The sequence below is a fragment of the Flavobacterium anhuiense genome (assembly GCF_050990855.1).
Lineage (GTDB): Bacteria > Bacteroidota > Bacteroidia > Flavobacteriales > Flavobacteriaceae > Flavobacterium > Flavobacterium anhuiense_C.
The window spans coordinates 2,506,793-2,526,703 of record NZ_CP158861.1; the positions used below are offsets into that span (position 1 = coordinate 2,506,793).

The 19,911-nt window shown below is 34.8% G+C and carries 15 protein-coding genes; 4 read left to right on the forward strand and 11 right to left on the reverse strand.

Features of this window, described 5'->3' with window-relative positions; genetic code table 11:
• Positions 1-532: 532 nt before the first annotated feature.
• The 8 genes from ABTV69_RS11140 to ABTV69_RS11175 form a co-directional block, all read right to left on the reverse strand.
• On the reverse strand, positions 533-790 hold the full coding sequence (locus ABTV69_RS11140; protein WP_433836337.1) for a DUF6952 family protein: 258 nt from the start codon (positions 788-790) through the stop codon (positions 533-535).
• A 66-nt stretch (positions 791-856) separates the two neighbouring features.
• Positions 857-1,165, reverse strand: a complete 309-nt coding sequence (locus ABTV69_RS11145) for a thioredoxin family protein (protein ID WP_243230513.1) — start codon at positions 1,163-1,165, stop codon at positions 857-859.
• Between the two features lie 223 nt (positions 1,166-1,388).
• Positions 1,389-2,027 (reverse strand): peroxiredoxin, encoded by a 639-nt coding sequence (locus ABTV69_RS11150; RefSeq protein WP_012024184.1) that lies wholly within the window; start codon positions 2,025-2,027, stop codon positions 1,389-1,391.
• A 123-nt stretch (positions 2,028-2,150) separates the two neighbouring features.
• A complete protein-coding gene (locus ABTV69_RS11155; RefSeq protein ID WP_433836339.1) occupies positions 2,151-3,764 on the reverse strand; it encodes a glycoside hydrolase family 3 protein in 1,614 nt (537 codons plus the stop codon).
• Positions 3,765-3,897: 133 nt separating this feature from the next.
• On the reverse strand, positions 3,898-4,239 hold the full coding sequence (locus ABTV69_RS11160; RefSeq protein WP_433836341.1) for a hypothetical protein: 342 nt from the start codon (positions 4,237-4,239) through the stop codon (positions 3,898-3,900).
• Positions 4,240-4,261: 22 nt separating this feature from the next.
• Positions 4,262-5,530 carry an MFS transporter gene (locus tag ABTV69_RS11165; RefSeq protein ID WP_433836343.1) on the reverse strand — a complete coding sequence of 423 codons (1,269 nt, stop codon included), beginning with the start codon at positions 5,528-5,530 and terminating at the stop codon, positions 4,262-4,264.
• Positions 5,517-7,088, reverse strand: a complete 1,572-nt coding sequence (locus tag ABTV69_RS11170; RefSeq protein ID WP_433836345.1) for a glycoside hydrolase family 10 protein — start codon at positions 7,086-7,088, stop codon at positions 5,517-5,519. Before ABTV69_RS11170 ends, ABTV69_RS11165 begins: the two co-directional genes overlap by 14 nt.
• 203 nt (positions 7,089-7,291) lie before the next feature.
• Positions 7,292-8,500 (reverse strand): anhydro-N-acetylmuramic acid kinase, encoded by a 1,209-nt coding sequence (locus ABTV69_RS11175; RefSeq protein ID WP_433836347.1) that lies wholly within the window; start codon positions 8,498-8,500, stop codon positions 7,292-7,294.
• A 648-nt stretch (positions 8,501-9,148) separates the two neighbouring features.
• Between ABTV69_RS11175 and ABTV69_RS11180 the strand changes: the two genes are divergently transcribed.
• The gene (locus ABTV69_RS11180) at positions 9,149-9,934 is read left to right on the forward strand and encodes a leucine-rich repeat domain-containing protein (RefSeq protein ID WP_433836349.1); all 786 of its coding nucleotides are present in this window, start codon (positions 9,149-9,151) and stop codon (positions 9,932-9,934) included.
• A 71-nt stretch (positions 9,935-10,005) separates the two neighbouring features.
• On the opposite strand, the gene ABTV69_RS11185 is transcribed toward ABTV69_RS11180, so the two are convergent.
• Positions 10,006-10,239, reverse strand: coding sequence for a hypothetical protein (locus tag ABTV69_RS11185; RefSeq protein ID WP_433836351.1), 234 nt, complete (start codon positions 10,237-10,239; stop codon positions 10,006-10,008).
• 566 nt (positions 10,240-10,805) lie between these two features.
• Positions 10,806-11,618 carry a mechanosensitive ion channel family protein gene (locus ABTV69_RS11190; protein WP_433836353.1) on the reverse strand — a complete coding sequence of 271 codons (813 nt, stop codon included), beginning with the start codon at positions 11,616-11,618 and terminating at the stop codon, positions 10,806-10,808.
• 200 nt (positions 11,619-11,818) lie between these two features.
• Here ABTV69_RS11190 and ABTV69_RS11195 point away from each other — a divergent pair, with 200 nt between their 5' ends.
• Both ABTV69_RS11195 and ABTV69_RS11200 read left to right on the forward strand, forming a co-directional pair.
• The gene (locus tag ABTV69_RS11195) at positions 11,819-14,725 is read left to right on the forward strand and encodes an FAD-binding and (Fe-S)-binding domain-containing protein (protein WP_433836355.1); all 2,907 of its coding nucleotides are present in this window, start codon (positions 11,819-11,821) and stop codon (positions 14,723-14,725) included.
• 44 nt (positions 14,726-14,769) lie between these two features.
• On the forward strand, positions 14,770-15,723 hold the full coding sequence (locus tag ABTV69_RS11200) for a YARHG domain-containing protein (RefSeq protein WP_433836357.1): 954 nt from the start codon (positions 14,770-14,772) through the stop codon (positions 15,721-15,723).
• 435 nt (positions 15,724-16,158) lie between these two features.
• On the opposite strand, the gene ABTV69_RS11205 is transcribed toward ABTV69_RS11200, so the two are convergent.
• Positions 16,159-17,319, reverse strand: a complete 1,161-nt coding sequence (locus ABTV69_RS11205; protein ID WP_433836359.1) for a Gfo/Idh/MocA family protein — start codon at positions 17,317-17,319, stop codon at positions 16,159-16,161.
• A 382-nt stretch (positions 17,320-17,701) separates the two neighbouring features.
• Here ABTV69_RS11205 and ABTV69_RS11210 point away from each other — a divergent pair, with 382 nt between their 5' ends.
• Positions 17,702-19,636: an amino acid permease gene (locus ABTV69_RS11210; protein WP_433836361.1), complete on the forward strand. Its 1,935-nt coding sequence runs from the start codon at positions 17,702-17,704 to the stop codon at positions 19,634-19,636.
• Positions 19,637-19,911 lie beyond the last annotated feature (275 nt).

Consider the following 19,911-nt stretch of genomic DNA (forward strand, 5'->3'; position numbering starts at 1 on the left):
AAAACTTCTTTTGAAAACGTTCGCGAGAGGGATAGGAGCAATCCGCCGCGGCGGAGCGGATAGCCCGACAGCATCCCGATAAAAAGGGGTATAACCATAAAGAGAATTACCCTTTTTATCCGGATGGTGGCTCGCCCAGATGATTTTAGATTTTAGATTTTAGATTTTAGATTTAAGAATGTAGATTTTAGATTAACTTTGTCAGGCTGAGTGGAGTCGAAGCCTTTGTGAGTTGCACTGCGGTTTGAATTATTAATCTTTGTCGACGAACTTTGCAATCCTTCGACTTCGCTCAGGATGACAAGATTGTGTGAAGACTGTGACTGCGACTGAAAACTGTTGCGGAATTTCTAGTGTGGTCCTTCCTTCGTCAGGATGACAAGATTGTGTGGGAACTGTGACTGAAAACTGAGACTGCGACTAAAAACTGACCACTAAAACCCTGATCACTGACCACTAAAAAAAAGCGTCTCTAAAATAGAAACGCTTTCTCAGTCTTGTTTTTTTATTTATTCTTGGGTAGGAGGACGATTTATTTATCGATAGAACCTAAAACACGTTTTATAAACGTATTTAAAGCTTCTTTTTTGTCTGTACCTTGTGCAACCAATTTTTGTACTTCAAGGGCGCCGTACATATTTGAAATTAGTTCGCCAATTACGTCCAATTCTTCGTCTTTAAGGGAAGGAATTTCGGTCATCGCTTCAAGAACTTCAATCGTTTCAATGATATAATCCTGATCGTTTTCTTCGATGAATTGCGTTAAATGCTTAATTACTGGTAATTTCATGATTTTTTGTTTAAGCGTTAAATCGTTTTTTTGTTTAATCGATTAAACGAATAAACAAATAACCAATTAAACAATTGCGTTTACTAAGTCGATTAAAACTTCTTGTTTGTTAGTCTGCGTTTCGCCAACTAATTGTCCGTTTACGAAAGTAGCGAATGTAGGCAAGTTGCTTACGTTAGCTAATTTTCTTGATTCTGGAGCATTTTCTGCATCAACCAAAACAAAAGTGATAGCTTCATTTTCTGTTGCTAATTTTTTGAATTTTGGTTTCATAATACGGCAATTTCCACACCATGAAGCTGAATATTGTACTACTACTTTTTCGTTTTTAGCAACTAAATCTGCTAACGTATCTTCGTTTAAGTCGATTAACATAATTTTTTTTTTAAGACACTAAGTTGCTAAGGTTCTAAGATGCTAAGTTTGCTCTCGAACCGAATAACTTTGTGTGGATTTTTTTGATAGATTTTTAAGTCGTTGAGATTCTAAGATCTAAGTCTAATCTTAGAATCTCTTGACTTTTATTGTAGAATTGTATTTAAGATTCAAAAGTTAAGTTAAAAAACTTAGCAACTTAGAACCTTAGTATCTTAGAAGCTTAGTTAGCGCTTAAGTATTCAGCAGTACTGATTCTATCAGCAGACATTGCTTCTTTACCAGCTTCCCAGTTTGCAGGACAAACTTCACCTTTAGTTTGGATGTGCGTGTAAGCGTCAACCATTCTTAAGTATTCGTTTACGTTACGTCCTAATGGCATATCGTTTACGCTTTCGTGGAAAATTTTTCCAGTTTCGTCAATTAGGTAAGTAGCTCTGTAAGTTACGTTTGAACCTTCGATGATAACTGAATCAGTATCTTCGCTGTAGCTTGTAGATTCGATATCTAAAATACCTAAAATATTAGCTAAGTTACGGTTTGTATCTGCTAAGATTGGGTAAGTAACACCTTCGATTCCACCATTGTTTTTTGGAGTATTTAACCAAGCAAAGTGAACTTCGTTAGTATCGCAAGAAGCACCAATTACGATAGTATTTCTTTTTTCGAATTCTGGTAATGCAGCTTGAAAGGCGTGTAATTCAGTTGGACATACAAAAGTAAAATCTTTTGGATACCAGAATAAAAGTACTTTTTTATTGTTGTTTACTGCTTCTTCAAAAATGTTGATTTTTAAATTGTCACCCATTTCTGAGATAGCATCTACTGCAATACTTGGGAATTTTTTTCCTACTAAAGACATAATTTTCGTTTTACGTTAAATATTTATTTGCTGCAAAAGTAGGGCATAAGTACAGGTAGTTACAATAAGATGTGATTATAAAAATTTATAAGTTGATAAATTTTGACTATTTGTTATTGTAATTTATTGAATGTCAATGTTTACTGGCAAAACGCCTGAAAAATTATTTTTTTCTAAAAATTGAATTCCTGCTGTTTTTTGAAATTCTTCAAAATCCTGATAGGCCTGAATTAGTCCTGAGGCCTTTTTCAGATTCGGAATAAGAGGTAGAACGTAAGGATTTCCGAAAACGTAAACAATGCATTTTTTTGTTTGCAGTAAATGTGAAAGCAACTCGAAAACTTCATCGTTTACTTCGAAATTATTCAATGGTTTTGCTTTTGGAACAAATAATGAAATAATGATGGTTTCGAATTTTTCCAATTCGTTTTTAATTGATGAAATATCCGAAGTTTCTAAACTTTCAAAAGCAAATTCTGGTGAAGATAGTTTAGTATTTAAAGTTTTGAAAAATGTATTTTCGGTATTTTTATATAAACTTAGTTTGGCTAATTTGTTGTTTTGCTGAGCTTCAAGAGCTAAATCTGAAATTCCGTTATCGATGATTTTGGTAATGGCGTTTTGCGCAATTTCAAGATTTAACTTTGATGTTTTTTCGAAATTTAATTCGCCTGAAACAGCTGTATTTCCAGAAAGAATTCCTGCTTTTTCTTTCGCTTTCATGATTCGGTTATAACTTTCAAAAATGCGGTCTGGAGAAGCATTTTTATAAATTGCTTCAATGCCTTCGGGAACATTTTCAGCAAAACATAAAACGTCGTTTCCAGCATTGAAAGCTTCCCATTCCAGTTGGCCTTTTGTTTCATACAATTTAGAAACGCTGTGCATATTTAAAGCATCAGAAATTACTAAACCATCATATCCTAATTTGTCTCGCAAAAGATCCTGAATCACAGCTTTTGATAAAGTTGCAGAAGTATCTTTTCCGTCATTTAAACTCGGAACAGCCAAATGTCCAATCATGATAGAATCGACATTATTTTCAATTCCCTTAATGAAAGGATATAATTCGTTTTCTAATAATTCTTCAAGAGTTTCTTTTAAAACTGGCAATCCCAAATGCGAATCTACATTGGTATTTCCGTGTCCAGGAAAATGTTTCAAACAGCCTAAGACACCAACTTCTGACATTCCTTTTAAATATTCTACAGCAAAATCGGCTACTTTTTCTTTGTTTTCACCAAAGGAACGATAGCCAATTACAGGATTGTTTGGATTATTATTGATGTCTGCCAAAGGCGATAAATTATACTGAATGCCGGCCGCTTTTAAATCCAAACCAATTTGTTTTCCAACTTCGTAAACTAAACTAGATTTGTTTTCTGGCAAAGCGCCAAGCGTAATCGCATACGGATATTGCGGTGTTTTCTCAATTCGCATTGCCAGACCCCATTCTGCATCAATACTAATTAGAAGCGGGGTAGAAGCGGCTTTTTGATAACGAGCAATTAGCGCTTTGATTTTTTCGTAGCTGTCATCGTTGAAAACCACTTTTTTCTTGCTCTCGTAATTCGTTGCGGCACTTGCACGACTATGGAAAAAAGTCAATCCTCCAATGTTGTGTTCTCTAATAAGTTTTTCTGTTTCCTGAATATTTTCTTCGGTATCGTTGATGAATACGGCTGGAAAGAAAAATTGTCCTATTTTTTGTCGTAAGGCTTCGGCTGTGATTTTCATTATTATAAAGTCTTTTTCATGCAAACAATATTATCTGCTTTTTGTTTTTTTACCATTAAGGTATTAAGCTCATAAAGCTTGACTTAAATTACTTAATGGCTTAATGGTAAAAAGAAAATTAAGTTTAATTTAGTTATTTCAACTTTGCTTTCTTTTGTTTGGCTAATTGCTTTTTGGTCTCAATTGCTTTTTCTAGTCGGTTTTTGAAACGGAAAAGTTTTGGCAATCCTTCCAATCGGTCTTCAATGGTGATTATTTCGTAAACCACGATTGCTTTTTCTAAAACGCGGATTTCATTTTCCAGATCGTTTTCGTTTTTGTAGATTGTTGCTAATCGATCGTAAGGATGATTTCCTTTAAAGCCTTCTTCAACATTTTCTTCATACAACTCAATCGCTTTTTCTAGATTTCCATTTTTCTCGAACTCAGATCCTTTTAGATTGCGTTCGTTCTGCAAATTTTCATTGATTTCCATAGGTTAAAGTTTGATTTGGGGTTTAAACTTCTTCTGATTTCTTCCCAAAATCTTTTGGGAAAGTTAAAAAACGTGATAAAATAAGACCTGGAATTGTAGCTAGCAAAACCCAAATAAAGAAATTTTGATAGCCTAAATATTTTTGTATGAATCCGCTTAACATTCCTGGGAGCATCATTCCTAATGCCATAAAACCAGTTGCCAGTGCATAATGTGCTGTTTTTGATTCTCCTTCGGCAACATGAATTAAATACATCATAAAAGCCGTAAAGCCAAAACCGTAACCGAACTGCTCTACAATTACAACGGCATAAATGTAAAAAATTGATGTAGGATGAAAGAAAGCCAAAAGTATAAATCCTAAAATGGGAAGGTGCATCGCCAGAAACATCGGAAACATCCATTTTGTCAATCCTTGTTTTGAGATGGCGATTCCGCCTAAAATACCTCCGATAGTTAAGGCTGCAACTCCGCACGTTCCGTAAATAATTCCAACAGCTTCAGTGTCCAAGCCCATTCCGCCTAATTCTTTTGAATCTAATAGAAACGGACTTAACATTTTAAGCAATTGAGATTCTCCTAATCTGAAAACCAGAATAAAAGTTAGAATTAATCCGATTTGTTTTTTCTTGAAGAAACTAATGAAAATGGTTCCAAAATCTTGATGGTGTGCCTTTTCTTTAGTTATATTATTGATTTCATTTTTTGGTGTGAAAATGAAATTATAAATCGTTATAAACAACATTAATAAACCAACACAAATCATCGTATACGACCATGCTTTGGTGTTGTCTCCAAATTTATGTTCTAAATAACCTGCAAAAAGCACAACCAATCCGTTTCCAGCCAACATTGAAAGTCTGTAAAAAGTACTTCTAATACCAATAAAAAACGATTGTTTGTCTTCTGGCAAAACCAATAGATAAAAACCATCGCTGGCAATATCATTTGAAGCCGAGGCAAAAGCTGCAACCCAGAATATAGACAAAGTCATGATGAAAAAGCCGTTGAGCGGAATCGTGAAGCCGACCAGCAGAAAGGCAATTGAAATGATTAATTGCATCAGTAAAAACCATTTTCTTTTGGTTCCGATTAATTCAATAAGTGGACTCCAAAGCGGTTTGACAACCCAAGGCAGATAAAGCAAACTGGTATAGACACCAATGTCTTCGTTAGAAATTCCTAGATTTTTATACATAATTACCGAAACCGAGATAATTATAGCATAAGGCAATCCAGAAGCGAAATTAAGAAGTGGAATCCAAAACCAAGGTTTGTTATCTATTTTCATTTGGTTGAGCAGGTATATAGTTTTTAAATGGCTTTTTTAAATCTATTGCAGTTGGGGTACTTTCGTTGGCGTAATAATCAATAAAAGTTACCGCACAGGCCTTGTAAAGGTTTAATTTTCCTGCTGCTATCGCGAAAGTAATTTTTCCATCAACTTCTTTAATGGTTACTTTTTCGATGATTTTTGTGGCATCGTTAATATCGATTTTCGAAACATGTTCGCCTCCATAAACTACCATATAGCGAACTTTTGTATTCAGCGGACTTTTGATTGTAAAGTTGTATTTGATGCTGTCCTTATTGTACTCCATTATTTTTGGCGTATCAATAATAACATGTTTTAAATTTGGAACAGCCGCAGGAAGTGCAGGATATTTATATTGATTTTCTTCTAAATGGCGAACCACATCAAAGTTTTTCCCCATGAACCATTTTGAACTGAAATAAGCACTTCCAGAAACATTTTTGAAAGTTCTTAAGAAATCAATTTGGGTTGGAATTTCGGTCATATAATTCCAGTTTTTATCGCCATCAGCTCTAATTTTGTAAGTCGCATGACCGATATAAATTGCGGTATTGTTGGAGTTTTCAGACCACCATTTTACCAATTTAGAATAAGAAGCTCTCGGATTATTCATACTCCAATACAATTGAGGCAGAATATAATCAATCCATTTTTGATCCATCCATAAAACGGGATCAGCGTATAAATCGTCGTAATTTGAAGTCGACTGTGTTTCTGAACCTTTTGGATCTTGAGATTTGTTTCTCCAAACTCCAAACGGACTAATTCCGAATTGTACCCAAGGTTTACTTTCTTTAATCGTGTTTGAAATGGCGTGAACAAAATTGCTCACATTCGCACGACGCCAATCGGCACGGCTTAAACCTGCGCCATATTTTTGGTAAGAAGCATTGTCATTAAATGTTTTTCCCGGAACAGCGTAAGGATAAAAATAATCGTCAAAATGAATCGCATCAACGTCATATTTGTCAACCACTTCTTTAACGACTTTGGTTAAGTGTGCCTGAACTTCTGGCAACGCAGGATCGTAATAGTATTTTCCACCGTATTCGATCATCCATTCTGGATGTTTAAAAAGATCGTGATTTGGGCTTAAAAGGTTTTTATTTAAATCGAAAGTCGCGCGATACGGATTCAGCCAAGCGTGAAATTCAAAACCTCTGTTGTGTGCCTGCTCAATCATCCAAGCCAAAGTATCGTAATACGGATTTGGAGCCAAACCTTCTTTTCCTGTCAAAAATCGAGACCAAGGCGCAAATTCTGAAGGATATATAGCATCTCCGACACTTCTGATCTGAACAATTACAGCGTTGTAATTTAGTTTTTTATACGCTTCTAAAATTTCAAGATAATCAGCTTTTTCTTTTTCCACATTATCCATACTTGTTTTCGGCCAGTCTATGTTTACAACCGTAGCAATCCAGACACCTCTGAATTCGTTTTTAGGATGCATGTTACTTTCCTGTGCATTAGAAATCGAAGTAATGAAAAATGAAAATAAAAGAAAAAATAGTAAGTGCTGATTTTTATGCATTTCAAATGTTTATTTTAACAGGAATCAAAAATAGTTTGTTTTTGCCACGAATTACACGAATTGCACTAATTTTTGTACTTAATTATTCTTTTAAAAAATAATTTGCAAAAATTCGAGTAATTCGAGGCATTTTTTTTAGGCACAGATTATAAAGATTAAAATGATTAATCCCAAAAATCCTTTAATCTGTGGCATAAATTTTTTTAATCAGGAAACGAAATCTTTCCCATTGTTACCGATGGAATTCCTTTCTTGTTTCCAAAATTGTAATCGCCTCCAGAAACGGTTTCGTTGGCTAAAAGCGCAAATAAAACTGCTTCTTTCGCATCGCTTAAAATGCCCAAATCGTCGCTGGTATGAAACTGGCAAGGCAATAATTCCTTTAACCATTTTACCAACAACGGATTATTTGTTCCGCCTCCAGACATATAAATATGGAAATCTTCTGCTGGAATTGGAGTGTTTTTTATGGTGAAATAAATTGCTTCCGCAATCGTTTCTGCACTTAAACGTGTTAAAGTCGCCAGCAAATCTGATGCCGAAATAGTTGATAAACCACATTTTACCAAAGCCGATTGCACAAAATTGAAATTAAATAATTCCTGTCCGATCGATTTTGGAAAACTTTTCTGGAAGAAATCATCTTTTATAAGTTCGCTTAAAAGTTCTTTATTTACAGTTCCTTGTTGCGCAATTTGGGCATCTTTATCGTAACTTTTTTCAGGAAAATAATGTTTGGTAAAAATGTCGATTAACGTATTTGCAGTTCCTGTATCGGTTACAAAAACTTCCTCGGCATTTAAAGAGGCTGGGAGATAGGTATAATTCCCGATTCCGCCCATGTTGAGCATGATTCTGTTTTCGCCTTTTTTTCCAAATAATAAATAATCGCCGTAAACAGCCAAAGGCGCGCCTTCACCACCAGCCGCAACGTGTTTTTGTCTGAAATCTGAAAGTGTGATAATTCCCGTTTTTACTGCAATATGATCGCCGTCGCCAATTTGCAAAGTCGCGTTTGGAAAATTTTCCTGCTGATGCAAAAACTTCGGAGCGTGTAAAACCGTTTGTCCGTGCGAAGCGATTAAATCGACTTCATTTGACGAAATATTCCATTTTTTCAAACAATCGTTAATCATGCCGCTGTGCAATATTCCAATCCACTCATTTAATAAAGCCAAATGCTGAAAATCGATTGTTCTTTGAGCAAATACTTTTCTGATTTCGTTTTTAATGTCTTCAGTATAAGAAATCGTTTCAAATTTTAGGATTTTCACCTCTGTATTTTCGCCAGAACCAGAAACAGCGCACAAAGCAATATCAAGTCCGTCGAGAGAAGTTCCAGACATTAAACCCAATATTTTTCGGGTTTCTTTTTGCGCTATAGTATAGAGTTTGGATATATTTTTGTTCATTTAAAATGAGGGTTTTTAGTAGTCAGTTTATTGATAACGCTAAAATGGGATTATTTCGGATATAAATTTAGGAAATTGTGAGATTTTTGTTTTTTGAAAAGAAAATTTCAAATTTAAATTGTTTTTTCATTGATTTATAATTCCTTTGAAATGTATTTAATAAAACCAAGATATTTATGAAAGTAACTTTAGCTTATCTTTTTCAATTTTTATATTGGGTTTGGTTTGTGTATTTTTTCTTTTACACGATAAGTGAGATTTTTAAACTTGCGCAATCTCCAATAGGTGAAGGAATTGTTTTTATGGGTATTTCAACTTTTGTGTTGTTTTTTGTTGGGCTTTTTCTGTATTTGTTTACACTTACTTTTGAGATTCCAAATGAAATGAACAAATTTTTGAGATCAGGATCTCTAGTTTTTTGTGTTCTTTTGATCGTGGTGTTTTTTATTTTTATGCGAAATAATGGTCAGTTGAAAGTTTATTATTAAAAAAAGAAAATCCGTGCCCGCATTGATTGGACAGAATATAAATTAAAAAACATATAGTTTGTGGCCACGGATTTCAAATCCACGCTATCGGGTTACGGTTGTTTCCAATAAAAGTATAAAACGTTATTTTTACAAATTAGAATATCAAATAAGTCAAATAATGAAAAATAAATTTTTGAATCACATTAAGTTGTTGTGTACAGCATTATTACTGATTACTTCATTTTATAGTTGTTCGCAAAAAAGTGACATTGCTCCCGTTTACGCTGAAATTCCAGATGCAAACTTTAAAGCTTATTTAAAAACAATAGTACCATTGGCTTTTACTGCTGACGGTAAATTCATTTCGAATCATCCTTCAGTCGTGACTTATGATGAGATTATGAGTATTAGAAGAAAAAACATTACTTCTCTATCTGGGATTGAATATTTTACGTCTTTAAAAGTTTTAGATTGTATTGATAATAACATTGCAACTTTAGATTTAAGTAAAAATAAAGCTTTAACAAATCTTAATTGCAGCTATAATAAATTTACAAATCTTGATGTAAGTAAGTATACAAGTTTGACAAAACTTGATTGCGGTAATAATAAACTCAAAACTTTAGATCTTAGTAAAAATGTTAATTTGACAGAACTATTGTGTCATGGTAATTTAATTACGAGTATTAATTTAGGTAACAATGAAGTTTTGACAAGTGTTTATTGTCCCAATAATCAACTTGTAGTTTTAGATGTTAGAAATAACAAAGGATTAATAGAACTTAACTGTAAAAATAATCTACTTAGTACCGTAATTATTGTAGATCCAAATAACAAATTGGCACGGCTTTATCTAGATGATTCTGTCAAATGTAACCATCCAGGTATTAAAGCATTTAAAGATAACGGAGGTGAATTATACGGCACTTTTTCTGAGGTTATACCATCTTTTGAATGTAAATGATCTCTCGCTCGTGACATGCCTTAATTAATAAACCCTCGATTTTAAAGTCGAGGGTTTATCATTTTAAACTTTTACTCCACTTCCAAATAAGGATTTAAAGTTTCTGCTAATTCATTGAGCCAGTAAAAGCTGTCTCTTAATTTGATGATTTCGCTTTGAAATGTTTCATGTTCGCTCAAAACACATAAAGCTAGTGTAAAATTTACTTGCCTTAATGTTTTAGCCATTTCTACAGGATCGATTCTGTCGTTGAAAAAATTCAAAAGCTTGATTTCGGTTTCTTTTGAGATTGTGTTGGTATTCATAATCCTAAATCTGAGAATAAAACTCCTTGAAGTTTAATGATTTAATAAAGATCAAATCTCACTTCATAGAGTAAGTTAATATTAGTTTTTATTCTTTGTGTTTAGGAATGTAAAGATATCAAAAAATATTTTAAGTAAGAAAAATATTATAAGTTAAAAATGGTTTCTGGAAGAGAATCATTTCTACGAGGTAAATATAAAATGTTATTTTAAGAAAAGATTAATTCGCTTGTTTGTCATTTCGAGGAACGAGAAATCTTCGTACGCTGAGCACGCACTGTTGCGGAGCTACTTTCGAAGATTTCTCCTCCGTCGAAATGACAAGATTGAGGAGATTTGTTGTGGTTAATATAGGTTTCATAAGCCTTCTCCCGATTACTATCGGGATCGCTCAGGGTGACAATCGTTTTTTGGTTCCATAATGTTCTCATGAAACCAAGTGCCCTAGCCCAGATGGGAGCGGCATCCTTTTGCGCCGGGGTTCGGCGTAAAAGATATAGCGGACAGCTGGAAATAGCTCCTAAAAGAAAACCTCAGAACCTTAGTCACTCAGTATCTTAGAACCTTTATTTAAGCACAAATCCATTCTCTTTCAATTTATTCAAAACCACAGCAATAATTTTAGAACGGCATTCTGAATTTTCTGTTGTTGAAGCGGTTTTAACCCAATAACGAATATTAAGCTGAATAATACCTCCAGCAATAACATCGGTAATTACGGCGGCGTTTTCGTGGTCTTTTTCGGTTACGTCTTCGCTGTTTCCTAGAATTTCTTTTACGAGTTCGATGGCGCGTTTATAATCAGAACCATATTCGAGTCCGACGGTGAAAGTCTGGAGCAGAAAACCTTCGCTGTTGTAGTTAATGAGCGTGTTTTTTATAAGAAGCGCGTTTGGAATATAAATGATTTTAGAATCGCTTTTTACTTCGGTATCGCGAAGGTTGAGGTTGATGACTTCACCTTTTACGCCGTTACTTTCTATAATATCTCCAATAGAAAAAGGTCTTTTGAAAGCCAACAGAATTCCGGCAAGAAAATTTTCGCCAATATCTTTAAGTGCAAAACCAATTACAAAAGCTGAGATTCCTGCGCCCGCAAGCATACTTTGTGCCACGCCTTCGAGACCAATAATTCGGAACATAAACAAGATTCCGATAATAATCAAAACCGATTTAATTAAACGCGCAATAAAAACTGCCAAAAGACGATCGTGCATTTTGGCTTTGAGTCGGTTTCCTGCAAAAATACCGATACGGCTTGCAATAAACCATGAAACTAAAACGACCAAAATCGCAAGAATAAATTTTGGTGTAAGATCGACAATGCTATTGTAGTAACCTTCGAGGTGGTTGATGACGTCCTGAAAGAAATTTTCCATAATAATTAAGGCGTAAAAAAGTAAAATTTTAAAATTACCTTTTTAGCAAATGGAATGCTTTACAGGATTCTCTCCAAATTTTATAAAATATGGCGGAGTTGTTAGATAAATTCCCAAAATAGAATCATTTTGCCTTTCGATATTTTTATCTTTGTGGTCTGAGTTTTTTCAGGAAATATTTTTATAAAAAGCACATTTACATGTTGACCCAATCTCATTTAGAGCAATTAGCCGCAAGTCTCGAAGGCACACTTTTATTCGATGAGCTTCATAAAACGCTTTATTCTACAGATGCTTCAGTGTACCGAATTAAACCGAATGCGGTGGCGATTCCTAAATCGACTGAAGATATTGCCAAACTCATCAGGTTTGCGGCAGAACATAAGCTGTCGATTACTCCTAGAACTGCGGGAACTTCGCTGGCAGGACAAGCAGTAGGAGACGGATTGGTAATTGATGTGTCGAAGCATTTTACAAAAATCATTTCCTACAATGCCGAAAACAAAACCGTAACGGTTCAACCTGGCGTAATTCGCGATGAGCTGAATTTATTCTTAAAACCTCACGGTGTATTTTTTGCTCCCATTACATCAACTTCAAACCGCGCGATGATTGGCGGAATGGTGGGAAATAATTCTTCTGGAACAACTTCGATTCGATATGGGGTTACGCGCGATAAAATTGCGGAAGTAAAAGCACTTTTAAGCGAAGGTTCTGAAGTAGTTTTTAAAGACCTGACTTCGGCTGAATTTATCGAAAAAACAAAAGGCGATTCTTTAGAAAACAAAATATACAAAACGATTTACGACGAGCTTTCGATAAAAGAAGCTCAGGAAGAAATAGTAAAAGAGTTTCCGAAACCAGAAATTCATAGAAGAAATACGGGTTATGCCGTTGATATTCTGTTAAAATCAGAATTATTTGGCGGAACTGAACCAACCATAAATCTTGGAAAACTGCTTTGCGGAAGCGAAGGAACTTTAGCCTTTACAACAGAAGTTACGTTGAAAGTTGACGATCTGCCTCCGCCACATAGCATTATGGTTGTCGGGCATTATCATACGATTCAGGAATCTTTAGAATCGGTTGTGGTGGCGATGAAACATCATTTGTACACTTGCGAAATGATCGACGACACGATTTTGGATTGTACGAAAACGAATCGAGAGCACATTAAAAACCGTTTCTTTTTGGTTGGAGAACCAAAAGCGATTATGTTGTTTGAAGTCGCTTCGCACACTTTGGAAGATGCAGAAAAACAAGCCGATGCTTTGATTGCTGATTTGGAGAAAAACAATTTTGGTTATGCTCGAGTAAAAATCTACGGAAATGATATTGACAAAGCCAACGAACTGAGAAAAGCAGGTCTTGGACTTTTAGGAAGTATTGTAGGCGACGACAAAGCAGCGGATTCTATTGAAGATACGGCAGTTGAATTAAGCGATTTACCGAATTATATTGCAGAGTTTTCGGCGATGATGTTACGTCACGGACAGGAAGCGATTTATTATGCACATGCTGGTGCGGGAGAATTACACCTTCGTCCGGTTTTGAATTTGAAGAAAACATCAGACTTAAAATTATTCAGAACCATTGCGACAGAAGTAGCGCATTTGGTTAAAAAATATAGAGGTTCGCTAAGCGGTGAACACGGCGATGGAATCGTGCGTGGTGAGTTTATTCCGTTTATGATTGGCGACAAGAATTACGAATTGCTGAAAAGAATCAAATTGGCATTCGATCCAAATTCGGTTTTAAATATCGGGAAGATTGTAAACGCCTTGAAAATGGACGAGAATCATCGTGTTGTTTCAGGAAGGGTAGAACCAGATATTAAAACGTTTCAGGATTTCTCAGACAGTTTAGGAATTTTGCGTGCTGCCGAAAAATGCAACGGTTCTGGAGATTGTCGAAAATTGCCGTCAGGCGGAGGAGCGATGTGTCCGAGTTATCGTGCGACAAGAAATGAAAAAGAAACGACTCGTGCGAGAGCGAATGCGCTCAGAGAATATTTGACGTACTCTGAAAAAGAAAATAAATTTGACCAGAAAGAATTATATGAAGTTTTTGAGTTGTGCGTAAGCTGTAAAGCCTGCGCAAGCGAATGTCCGAGCAATGTGGACGTAGCGACTTTAAAAGCCGAATTTTTATACCAATATCAAAAAGCAAACGGTTTTACAACCCGAAATAAGATTTTTGCCAACAACGCCAAATTGAATAAAATGGGAAGCAAATTCCCAGCGATTACGAATTTTATTTCGAATCAATCTTTGATGAAAAAAACAATGGGAATTGCGCCGGAAAGACAAGTTCCTTTATTGGCGAAAAAGACTTTTAGAAAATGGTACGCTAATAATAAACCCTCACAAACAGATTTTCCAAACGGAAGATTGTATTTGTTCGTGGACGAATTCACAAATTATTATGATGTAAACATCGGAATCGATGCTTTCGAATTATTGACGAAATTAGGCTATCAGGTTTTGGTTGTCGATCATGAAGAAAGCGGCAGAACCTATCTTTCAAAAGGATTTTTGGAAGAAGCCAAAAAGATTGCCAATCACAATGTGAATGTTTTTAAAGACTTGGTTTTAGGAAATGCACCTTTAATCGGAATTGAACCTTCGGCGATTTTGACTTTTAGAGATGAATATCTCCGTCTAGCAGATGATAAAGAAGCTGCGGAAAAACTTTCTAGAAATGCTTTTACAATTGAAGAATTCTTTAAAAAAGAAATTATAGACGGTAAAATCACAGCCGATTCTTTTTCTCTAGAAAGTAAAGAAATTAAAATTCATGGACATTGTCATCAGAAATCGTTAAGTTCAGTTGAAGCGACTTTTGCGATGCTGAATTTGCCTAAAAATAATACGGTTACGATTTACAATTCGGGCTGCTGCGGAATGGCGGGTTCTTTTGGTTATGAAAAAGAACATTATCAAGTGAGTATGCAAATGGGCGAGGATACTTTATTTCCAAAAGTGCGTGCTACAGCCGAAAACGTAAAAATAGCCGCTGCAGGAACGAGCTGTCGTCATCAAATTTATGACGGAACGAGTCGTGAGGCGCAGCATCCGGTGACTATTTTGAGAAATTGTTTATTGTAATTTTCATTAGAGCATATTTCAAATCATTTAATCAAATAAAAAAAATGAAGTTTTATTTCTATGTAATGCTATTTGTTGTTTTTTCAGTTAATGCACAAGGTAAATTAGATTGTTCCAAATGTTCTTCTGAAATTATTGACGAAAGCAAACTGAAAAATGAAGATGTTTTTTCTTTAAAATTATTAAAAAATGAGATTTATGCTAGAAAAGGATATGTGTTTTCTAGTCCAGAATATGCAGATGTTTTTAAAAAGTATGATTGGTACAAACCAGTAAGCGATAATAGCAGCATTGTTTTTTCTGATATTGAAGCTAAAAATATTACTATACTTAGCAGAAGAATTAGCGAAATGTCAGAATATTTACGCAATGAGAAGAATAGCAAGTATAAAACTTTATCTGAAGAAAAGATTAATCAAATTTTTACAAAAGAGAAAAGGAAAGAACTCGGAATCAATTTTGTTATTTGGAAGGTTTACGATTACAAAGACAAAACGGGAAGCTATTATTTGGTTTTGACAGAAGATAAATACAAGGAAACAGTTGACGGCAATAATTTTAACAATGCGGTGAAGGCATTTAATTTTAAAATTGAAAACGACCGTTGGATCAAAACTTTCGAAACAAATGATTTTAAGGATAAACACGAAGATAGTATATGGTTTTGGTCTAAATATATTTATGTCGAAGACTTTGATGCTGACGGAATTATTGATCCAATTGTAATTTATGGCACTAGCGGACCTAATTTATATGATGATGGAAGAATCAAAATTCTATTGTACTATAAAGGAAAAAAAGTAGGAATTCGAATTCAGAACGGAATTCTTGATAATGAAAGAAACTTTACTGTAGATGCCGATTTTTATATGTTGCCAAAGAAAATACAAGACAAAATTGTAGAGCAAATGTCTTTGATGGTCGAAAATAACCATTCGATTTTGCCTTACGGATGGCAAAAAAAGATGGCGAAAAAAATGACTTTCATTTCTGAATAGTAATTAAGAAAGAGCTGAAAAGACCTTTTTCTCTTGCAGATTGAGCAGATTAATTTTTATTTCACGCTCCCGATAGCTATCGGGACTGCTGATTAGAGCTGATTTAGCAGATTTAATTTTAAAAAGATCTGCATAAATCTTTTGAGCGTAAACAAAATCTGCATTATCTGCTAAATCTGCGTGAGAAAATTTATAGGCAAAGATTAAAGATTATAAAGATTTTATTTCACGCAGATTCTGCTGATTTGAGCAGATTCTGCAGATTTAATTTTAAAAAGATCTGCATAAATCTTTTGAGCGTAATCAAAATCGGCATTATCTGCTAAATCTGCGAGAAAAAAATATAGCCACGGATAAATAAAAATAATTCGTGAATTGCTTCGCCTGCTCGCTATCGATCGGGTTGTGGCGAAAAAAAATCGTGGCAGAAAAAAACTATTTCAAACTAACTTTTTTTCCTGTTTCAGCGGCTTTATAAATAGCATTGATAATTCTAACATCTTTAATGCCTTCTTCACCTGTAATGTGATTTGGAAGTTTCTGGTTGGCTAAAATCACTTTGCAAATCTCATCCATTTGAGTTTGCTGTTGGTTTGTAACAGGGAAATTAAAAGGTTTTCCATCCGATCTTTTACCGACGAAAGGTCCGTAGCTCACTGCTGGACTCATTTCGAAGAAACCTTCATCCGCTGCAGCGTGAAATCTATCGATTCCAAAACCATACGAACTGCTGCAATTGGCAACAGCGCCACTCGGAAATTCCATTTGCCATGTGATATTTTCTTCTACTTGCGTAAATCTATTTTTGTTGTTGATGGTTCCAAATTGTGCTGTAACCGCAATTGGTTCTTCGCCTAAAACATAACGGGAAACTTGAATGCAATAAACACCTAGATTAATTAATGTACCACCGCCTGCAAACTTTTTAGTAAGCCTCCATTCGTTTCGGGCATTTAAATCCACAGGTTTATTAACGTCGTGAATATCGTAAGTGCTATAACCAAGACCAGCTTCGATGTAGCGAACCTGTCCCAGAACTTTTTCCTGTCCCAATCGTTTTATTTCTAAATGATTCGGTTCATAATGCAGACGATAACCCATTGCTAATTGTACGTTATTGTCGTTGCAGGCTTTTATCATTTCTTCACAATCTTCGACAGTAATGGCCATTGGTTTTTCGACAATAACATGTTTTCCTGCTTTTGCTGCGCGAACTGTAAATTCCTTATGAAGCGAGTTTGGAGTTACAACATAAATCAAATCAATGTCTTTGTTATTTACGATTGCATCAAAATTTTCGTAATTGTATATATTTTGCTCTGGAATATTGTATTTCTTTTTCCATATTTCGGCCTTAGAAGGTGTTCCTGTCACGATTCCGGTAAGTTGGCAATATTCAGAAACCTGAAGACCTTCAGCTAATAATGAAGCGTAGTTCCCTAATCCGCATAATGCGATATTTAATTTTTTCCCAGTGTAGGGTTTATGAACCTTTTCTGTTTCGGTTATAAAAGAAGGAAGTGAAGTCATGACAACCGAAGCGCCAACGCCCATTCCAAATTTATTTACAAAAGAACGTCTCGTGATTTTTTCCATAAAATGATTCTTTAAAATTAAATACTACTTATCAGTATGCTCATTTCGAGAAATGTTACATTTGTAATTGATTTAACCGCAATCCCGATAGCTATTGAGAGCAAAGATTTATTTCTCCCGCAGATATGGCAGATAATGCGGATTTTTGTTGTGATGAAAATATTTATGCAGATTTTAAAATCAAATCTGTTCAATCTATGAAATCTGCGAGAGAAAATTTATGAACAAAGATTTGAAAAATAATTCGTGAATTCGTGGCAAGAAAAAAACACCAGAAAAACAAAATGGTTTTATATATTTGATTTCAAGATATTTTTTGCATTATTTGCAAAATAAAACCACAAGGACTGAATTAAATTAATTAATACTAGTAAAAACATATATGGCATTTTCAAGTTTATTCCGAAAAAAGACAGTGCAGGATATTCTGAAACAGGTTGCAAAGAACGAAGCAGATGGGCATGCGGCATTAGGAAAGCATCTTACAACCAAAGATTTAACTGCTTTCGGAATTGCAGCAATTGTCGGTGCTGGAATTTTTAGTACCATCGGGAAAGCGAGTGCAGACGGAGGACCAGCCGTAATATTTTTGTTCCTTTTTACTGCTCTTGCCTGTAGTTTTGCAGCTTTTGCTTACGCCGAATTTGCATCGATGGTTCCCGTTTCAGGAAGTGCTTACACGTATTCGTATGTAGCTTTTGGAGAAATTATCGCCTGGATTATCGGGTGGGCTTTAATCATGGAATATGCAGTTGGAAACATAACCGTAGCCATATCGTGGAGTGATTACTTTACGGGACTTCTCCAGAGTGGCGGCATTCATTTACCACAGTGGATTCAAATGGATTACCTAACAGCATCAAACGGTTTTAAAGATGCCGAAGCTTTAATGAGAGGCGGAAAATCTTTCGAAAATTTAAGTACAGCTTTACAGCAAGCTCACACCGCTTGGACAACAGCGCCAACGATAGGATCGTTTCATTTTGTTACTGATATTCCAGCTTTATTTATTATTATTTTAATTACCGCTTTGGTTTACAGAGGAATGAAAGAATCTCGTAACGCAAGTAACCTTATGGTTGTTGTAAAACTTTGCGTTGTTCTTTTAGTAATTGCGGTTGGAATATTTTATGTAGATACCGCAAACTGGGACCCGTTTGCTCCAAATGGAGTTAGTGGCGTTTTAAAAGGAGTATCGGCAGTTTTCTTTGCTTATATTGGTTTTGATGCTATTTCTACAACAGCAGAAGAATGTAAAAATCCACAGCGTGATTTGCCACGTGGAATGATGTGGGCGATTATCATTTGTACTATTTTATATATTGCCATTGCATTGGTTTTAACGGGAATGGTGAAATATCACGAATTAAATGTTGGAGATCCTTTGGCATTTGTTTTCGATAAATTAGACTTAAAATGGATGTCTGGAATTATTGCAGTAAGTGCAGTAGTAGCAATGGCGAGCGTTTTATTGGTTTTCCAAATGGGACAGCCTCGTATTTGGATGAGTATGAGCCGTGACGGATTATTGCCAAAGAAATTCTCAACGGTTCACCCAAAATTCAAAACACCTTCTTTCGCAACTATTGTTACAGGATTTGTAGTAGCAGTTCCTGCATTATTCTTAAACTTGACAATGGTAACCGATTTATGCAGTATCGGAACTTTATTTGCCTTTGTATTAGTTTGCGCAGGGGTTTTAGTGTTGCAGAATAAACCGGAAATTCCGAGAGGAAAATTCAAAACCCCTTATATCAATTCAAAATACATTTTACCAGTTTTAATTATTGCTGGCTTGTATTATGCTTTTGCGATCAATACTAAAGCAACAATGGCATTTGTAAATAATGAAGCTCAAATCAACGATGCCACAACAATTGTAACATCGCTAAATAAAGAAGAATCATCACAAGTTTTTAATTATTTAGAAAGTATTGAAGCGAACAATAAAACAGCTGAAACATCAGATTTAGAGCATTTATTGAGCCAATACCAAGATGATGAGATTAAATATGCTGAGGTTGTAAAAGGGCTTCCAATCGATGATTCTTTGAAATACGAATCAGGTTTCCAATTGTTCAAACATAAAATACCAATGTGGATTTTCTTATTTGTTTTAGTAGGATTGGCGGTGTGGGCTTTTAGAAAAAATCTTTCTTTGATTCCGCTTTTAGGATTAATTTGTTGTCTTTATATGATGGCCGAATTAAGCGTTTGGAACTGGATTTATTTCACAGTTTGGTTGATAATCGGGTTGTTGATTTATTTTGGCTACAGCCGAAAAAATAGTAAGCTTAATACTGAAGTTATAAGTTAAAAGTAAAATGATAAATGTAAAAAGCCGTTTTAAGAATTCTTAAAACGGCTTTTTTTTGTTTCACGAAGATTTTAAATGATTGTAGCAGATTTAGTTTGAATTTTTATATCAAAAAATCGGTTTGAATCTGCTTTGATCTCTTTAAATCTGCGTGAAATAAATTTTTAAAGTTTAACCCATTCGAACTGAGAGTGTTTTAAAATGTTTTGATTTTTATACAAATATTCTTAAGTTTTAAAAGAGCTTTTTCTTAAGTTTGTTTCTCGCAAAATTTT

What these genes read in the sequence shown, in the direction of transcription:
- ABTV69_RS11170 (WP_433836345.1), bottom strand. Translation starts at nt 7,088, where the DNA reads ATGCATAAAAATCAGCACTTACTATTTTTTCTTTTATTTTCATTTTTC.
- ABTV69_RS11175 (WP_433836347.1), bottom strand. Translation starts at nt 8,500, where the DNA reads ATGAACAAAAATATATCCAAACTCTATACTATAGCGCAAAAAGAAACC.
- ABTV69_RS11155 (WP_433836339.1), bottom strand. Translation starts at nt 3,764, where the DNA reads ATGAAAATCACAGCCGAAGCCTTACGACAAAAAATAGGACAATTTTTC.
- ABTV69_RS11160 (WP_433836341.1), bottom strand. Translation starts at nt 4,239, where the DNA reads ATGGAAATCAATGAAAATTTGCAGAACGAACGCAATCTAAAAGGATCT.
- ABTV69_RS11190 (WP_433836353.1), bottom strand. Translation starts at nt 11,618, where the DNA reads ATGGAAAATTTCTTTCAGGACGTCATCAACCACCTCGAAGGTTACTAC.
- ABTV69_RS11195 (WP_433836355.1), top strand. Translation starts at nt 11,819, where the DNA reads ATGTTGACCCAATCTCATTTAGAGCAATTAGCCGCAAGTCTCGAAGGC.
- ABTV69_RS11145 (WP_243230513.1), bottom strand. Translation starts at nt 1,165, where the DNA reads ATGTTAATCGACTTAAACGAAGATACGTTAGCAGATTTAGTTGCTAAA.
- ABTV69_RS11185 (WP_433836351.1), bottom strand. Translation starts at nt 10,239, where the DNA reads ATGAATACCAACACAATCTCAAAAGAAACCGAAATCAAGCTTTTGAAT.
- ABTV69_RS11210 (WP_433836361.1), top strand. Translation starts at nt 17,702, where the DNA reads ATGGCATTTTCAAGTTTATTCCGAAAAAAGACAGTGCAGGATATTCTG.
- ABTV69_RS11180 (WP_433836349.1), top strand. Translation starts at nt 9,149, where the DNA reads ATGAAAAATAAATTTTTGAATCACATTAAGTTGTTGTGTACAGCATTA.
- ABTV69_RS11165 (WP_433836343.1), bottom strand. Translation starts at nt 5,530, where the DNA reads ATGAAAATAGATAACAAACCTTGGTTTTGGATTCCACTTCTTAATTTC.
- ABTV69_RS11150 (WP_012024184.1), bottom strand. Translation starts at nt 2,027, where the DNA reads ATGTCTTTAGTAGGAAAAAAATTCCCAAGTATTGCAGTAGATGCTATC.
- ABTV69_RS11200 (WP_433836357.1), top strand. Translation starts at nt 14,770, where the DNA reads ATGAAGTTTTATTTCTATGTAATGCTATTTGTTGTTTTTTCAGTTAAT.
- ABTV69_RS11140 (WP_433836337.1), bottom strand. Translation starts at nt 790, where the DNA reads ATGAAATTACCAGTAATTAAGCATTTAACGCAATTCATCGAAGAAAAC.
- ABTV69_RS11205 (WP_433836359.1), bottom strand. Translation starts at nt 17,319, where the DNA reads ATGGAAAAAATCACGAGACGTTCTTTTGTAAATAAATTTGGAATGGGC.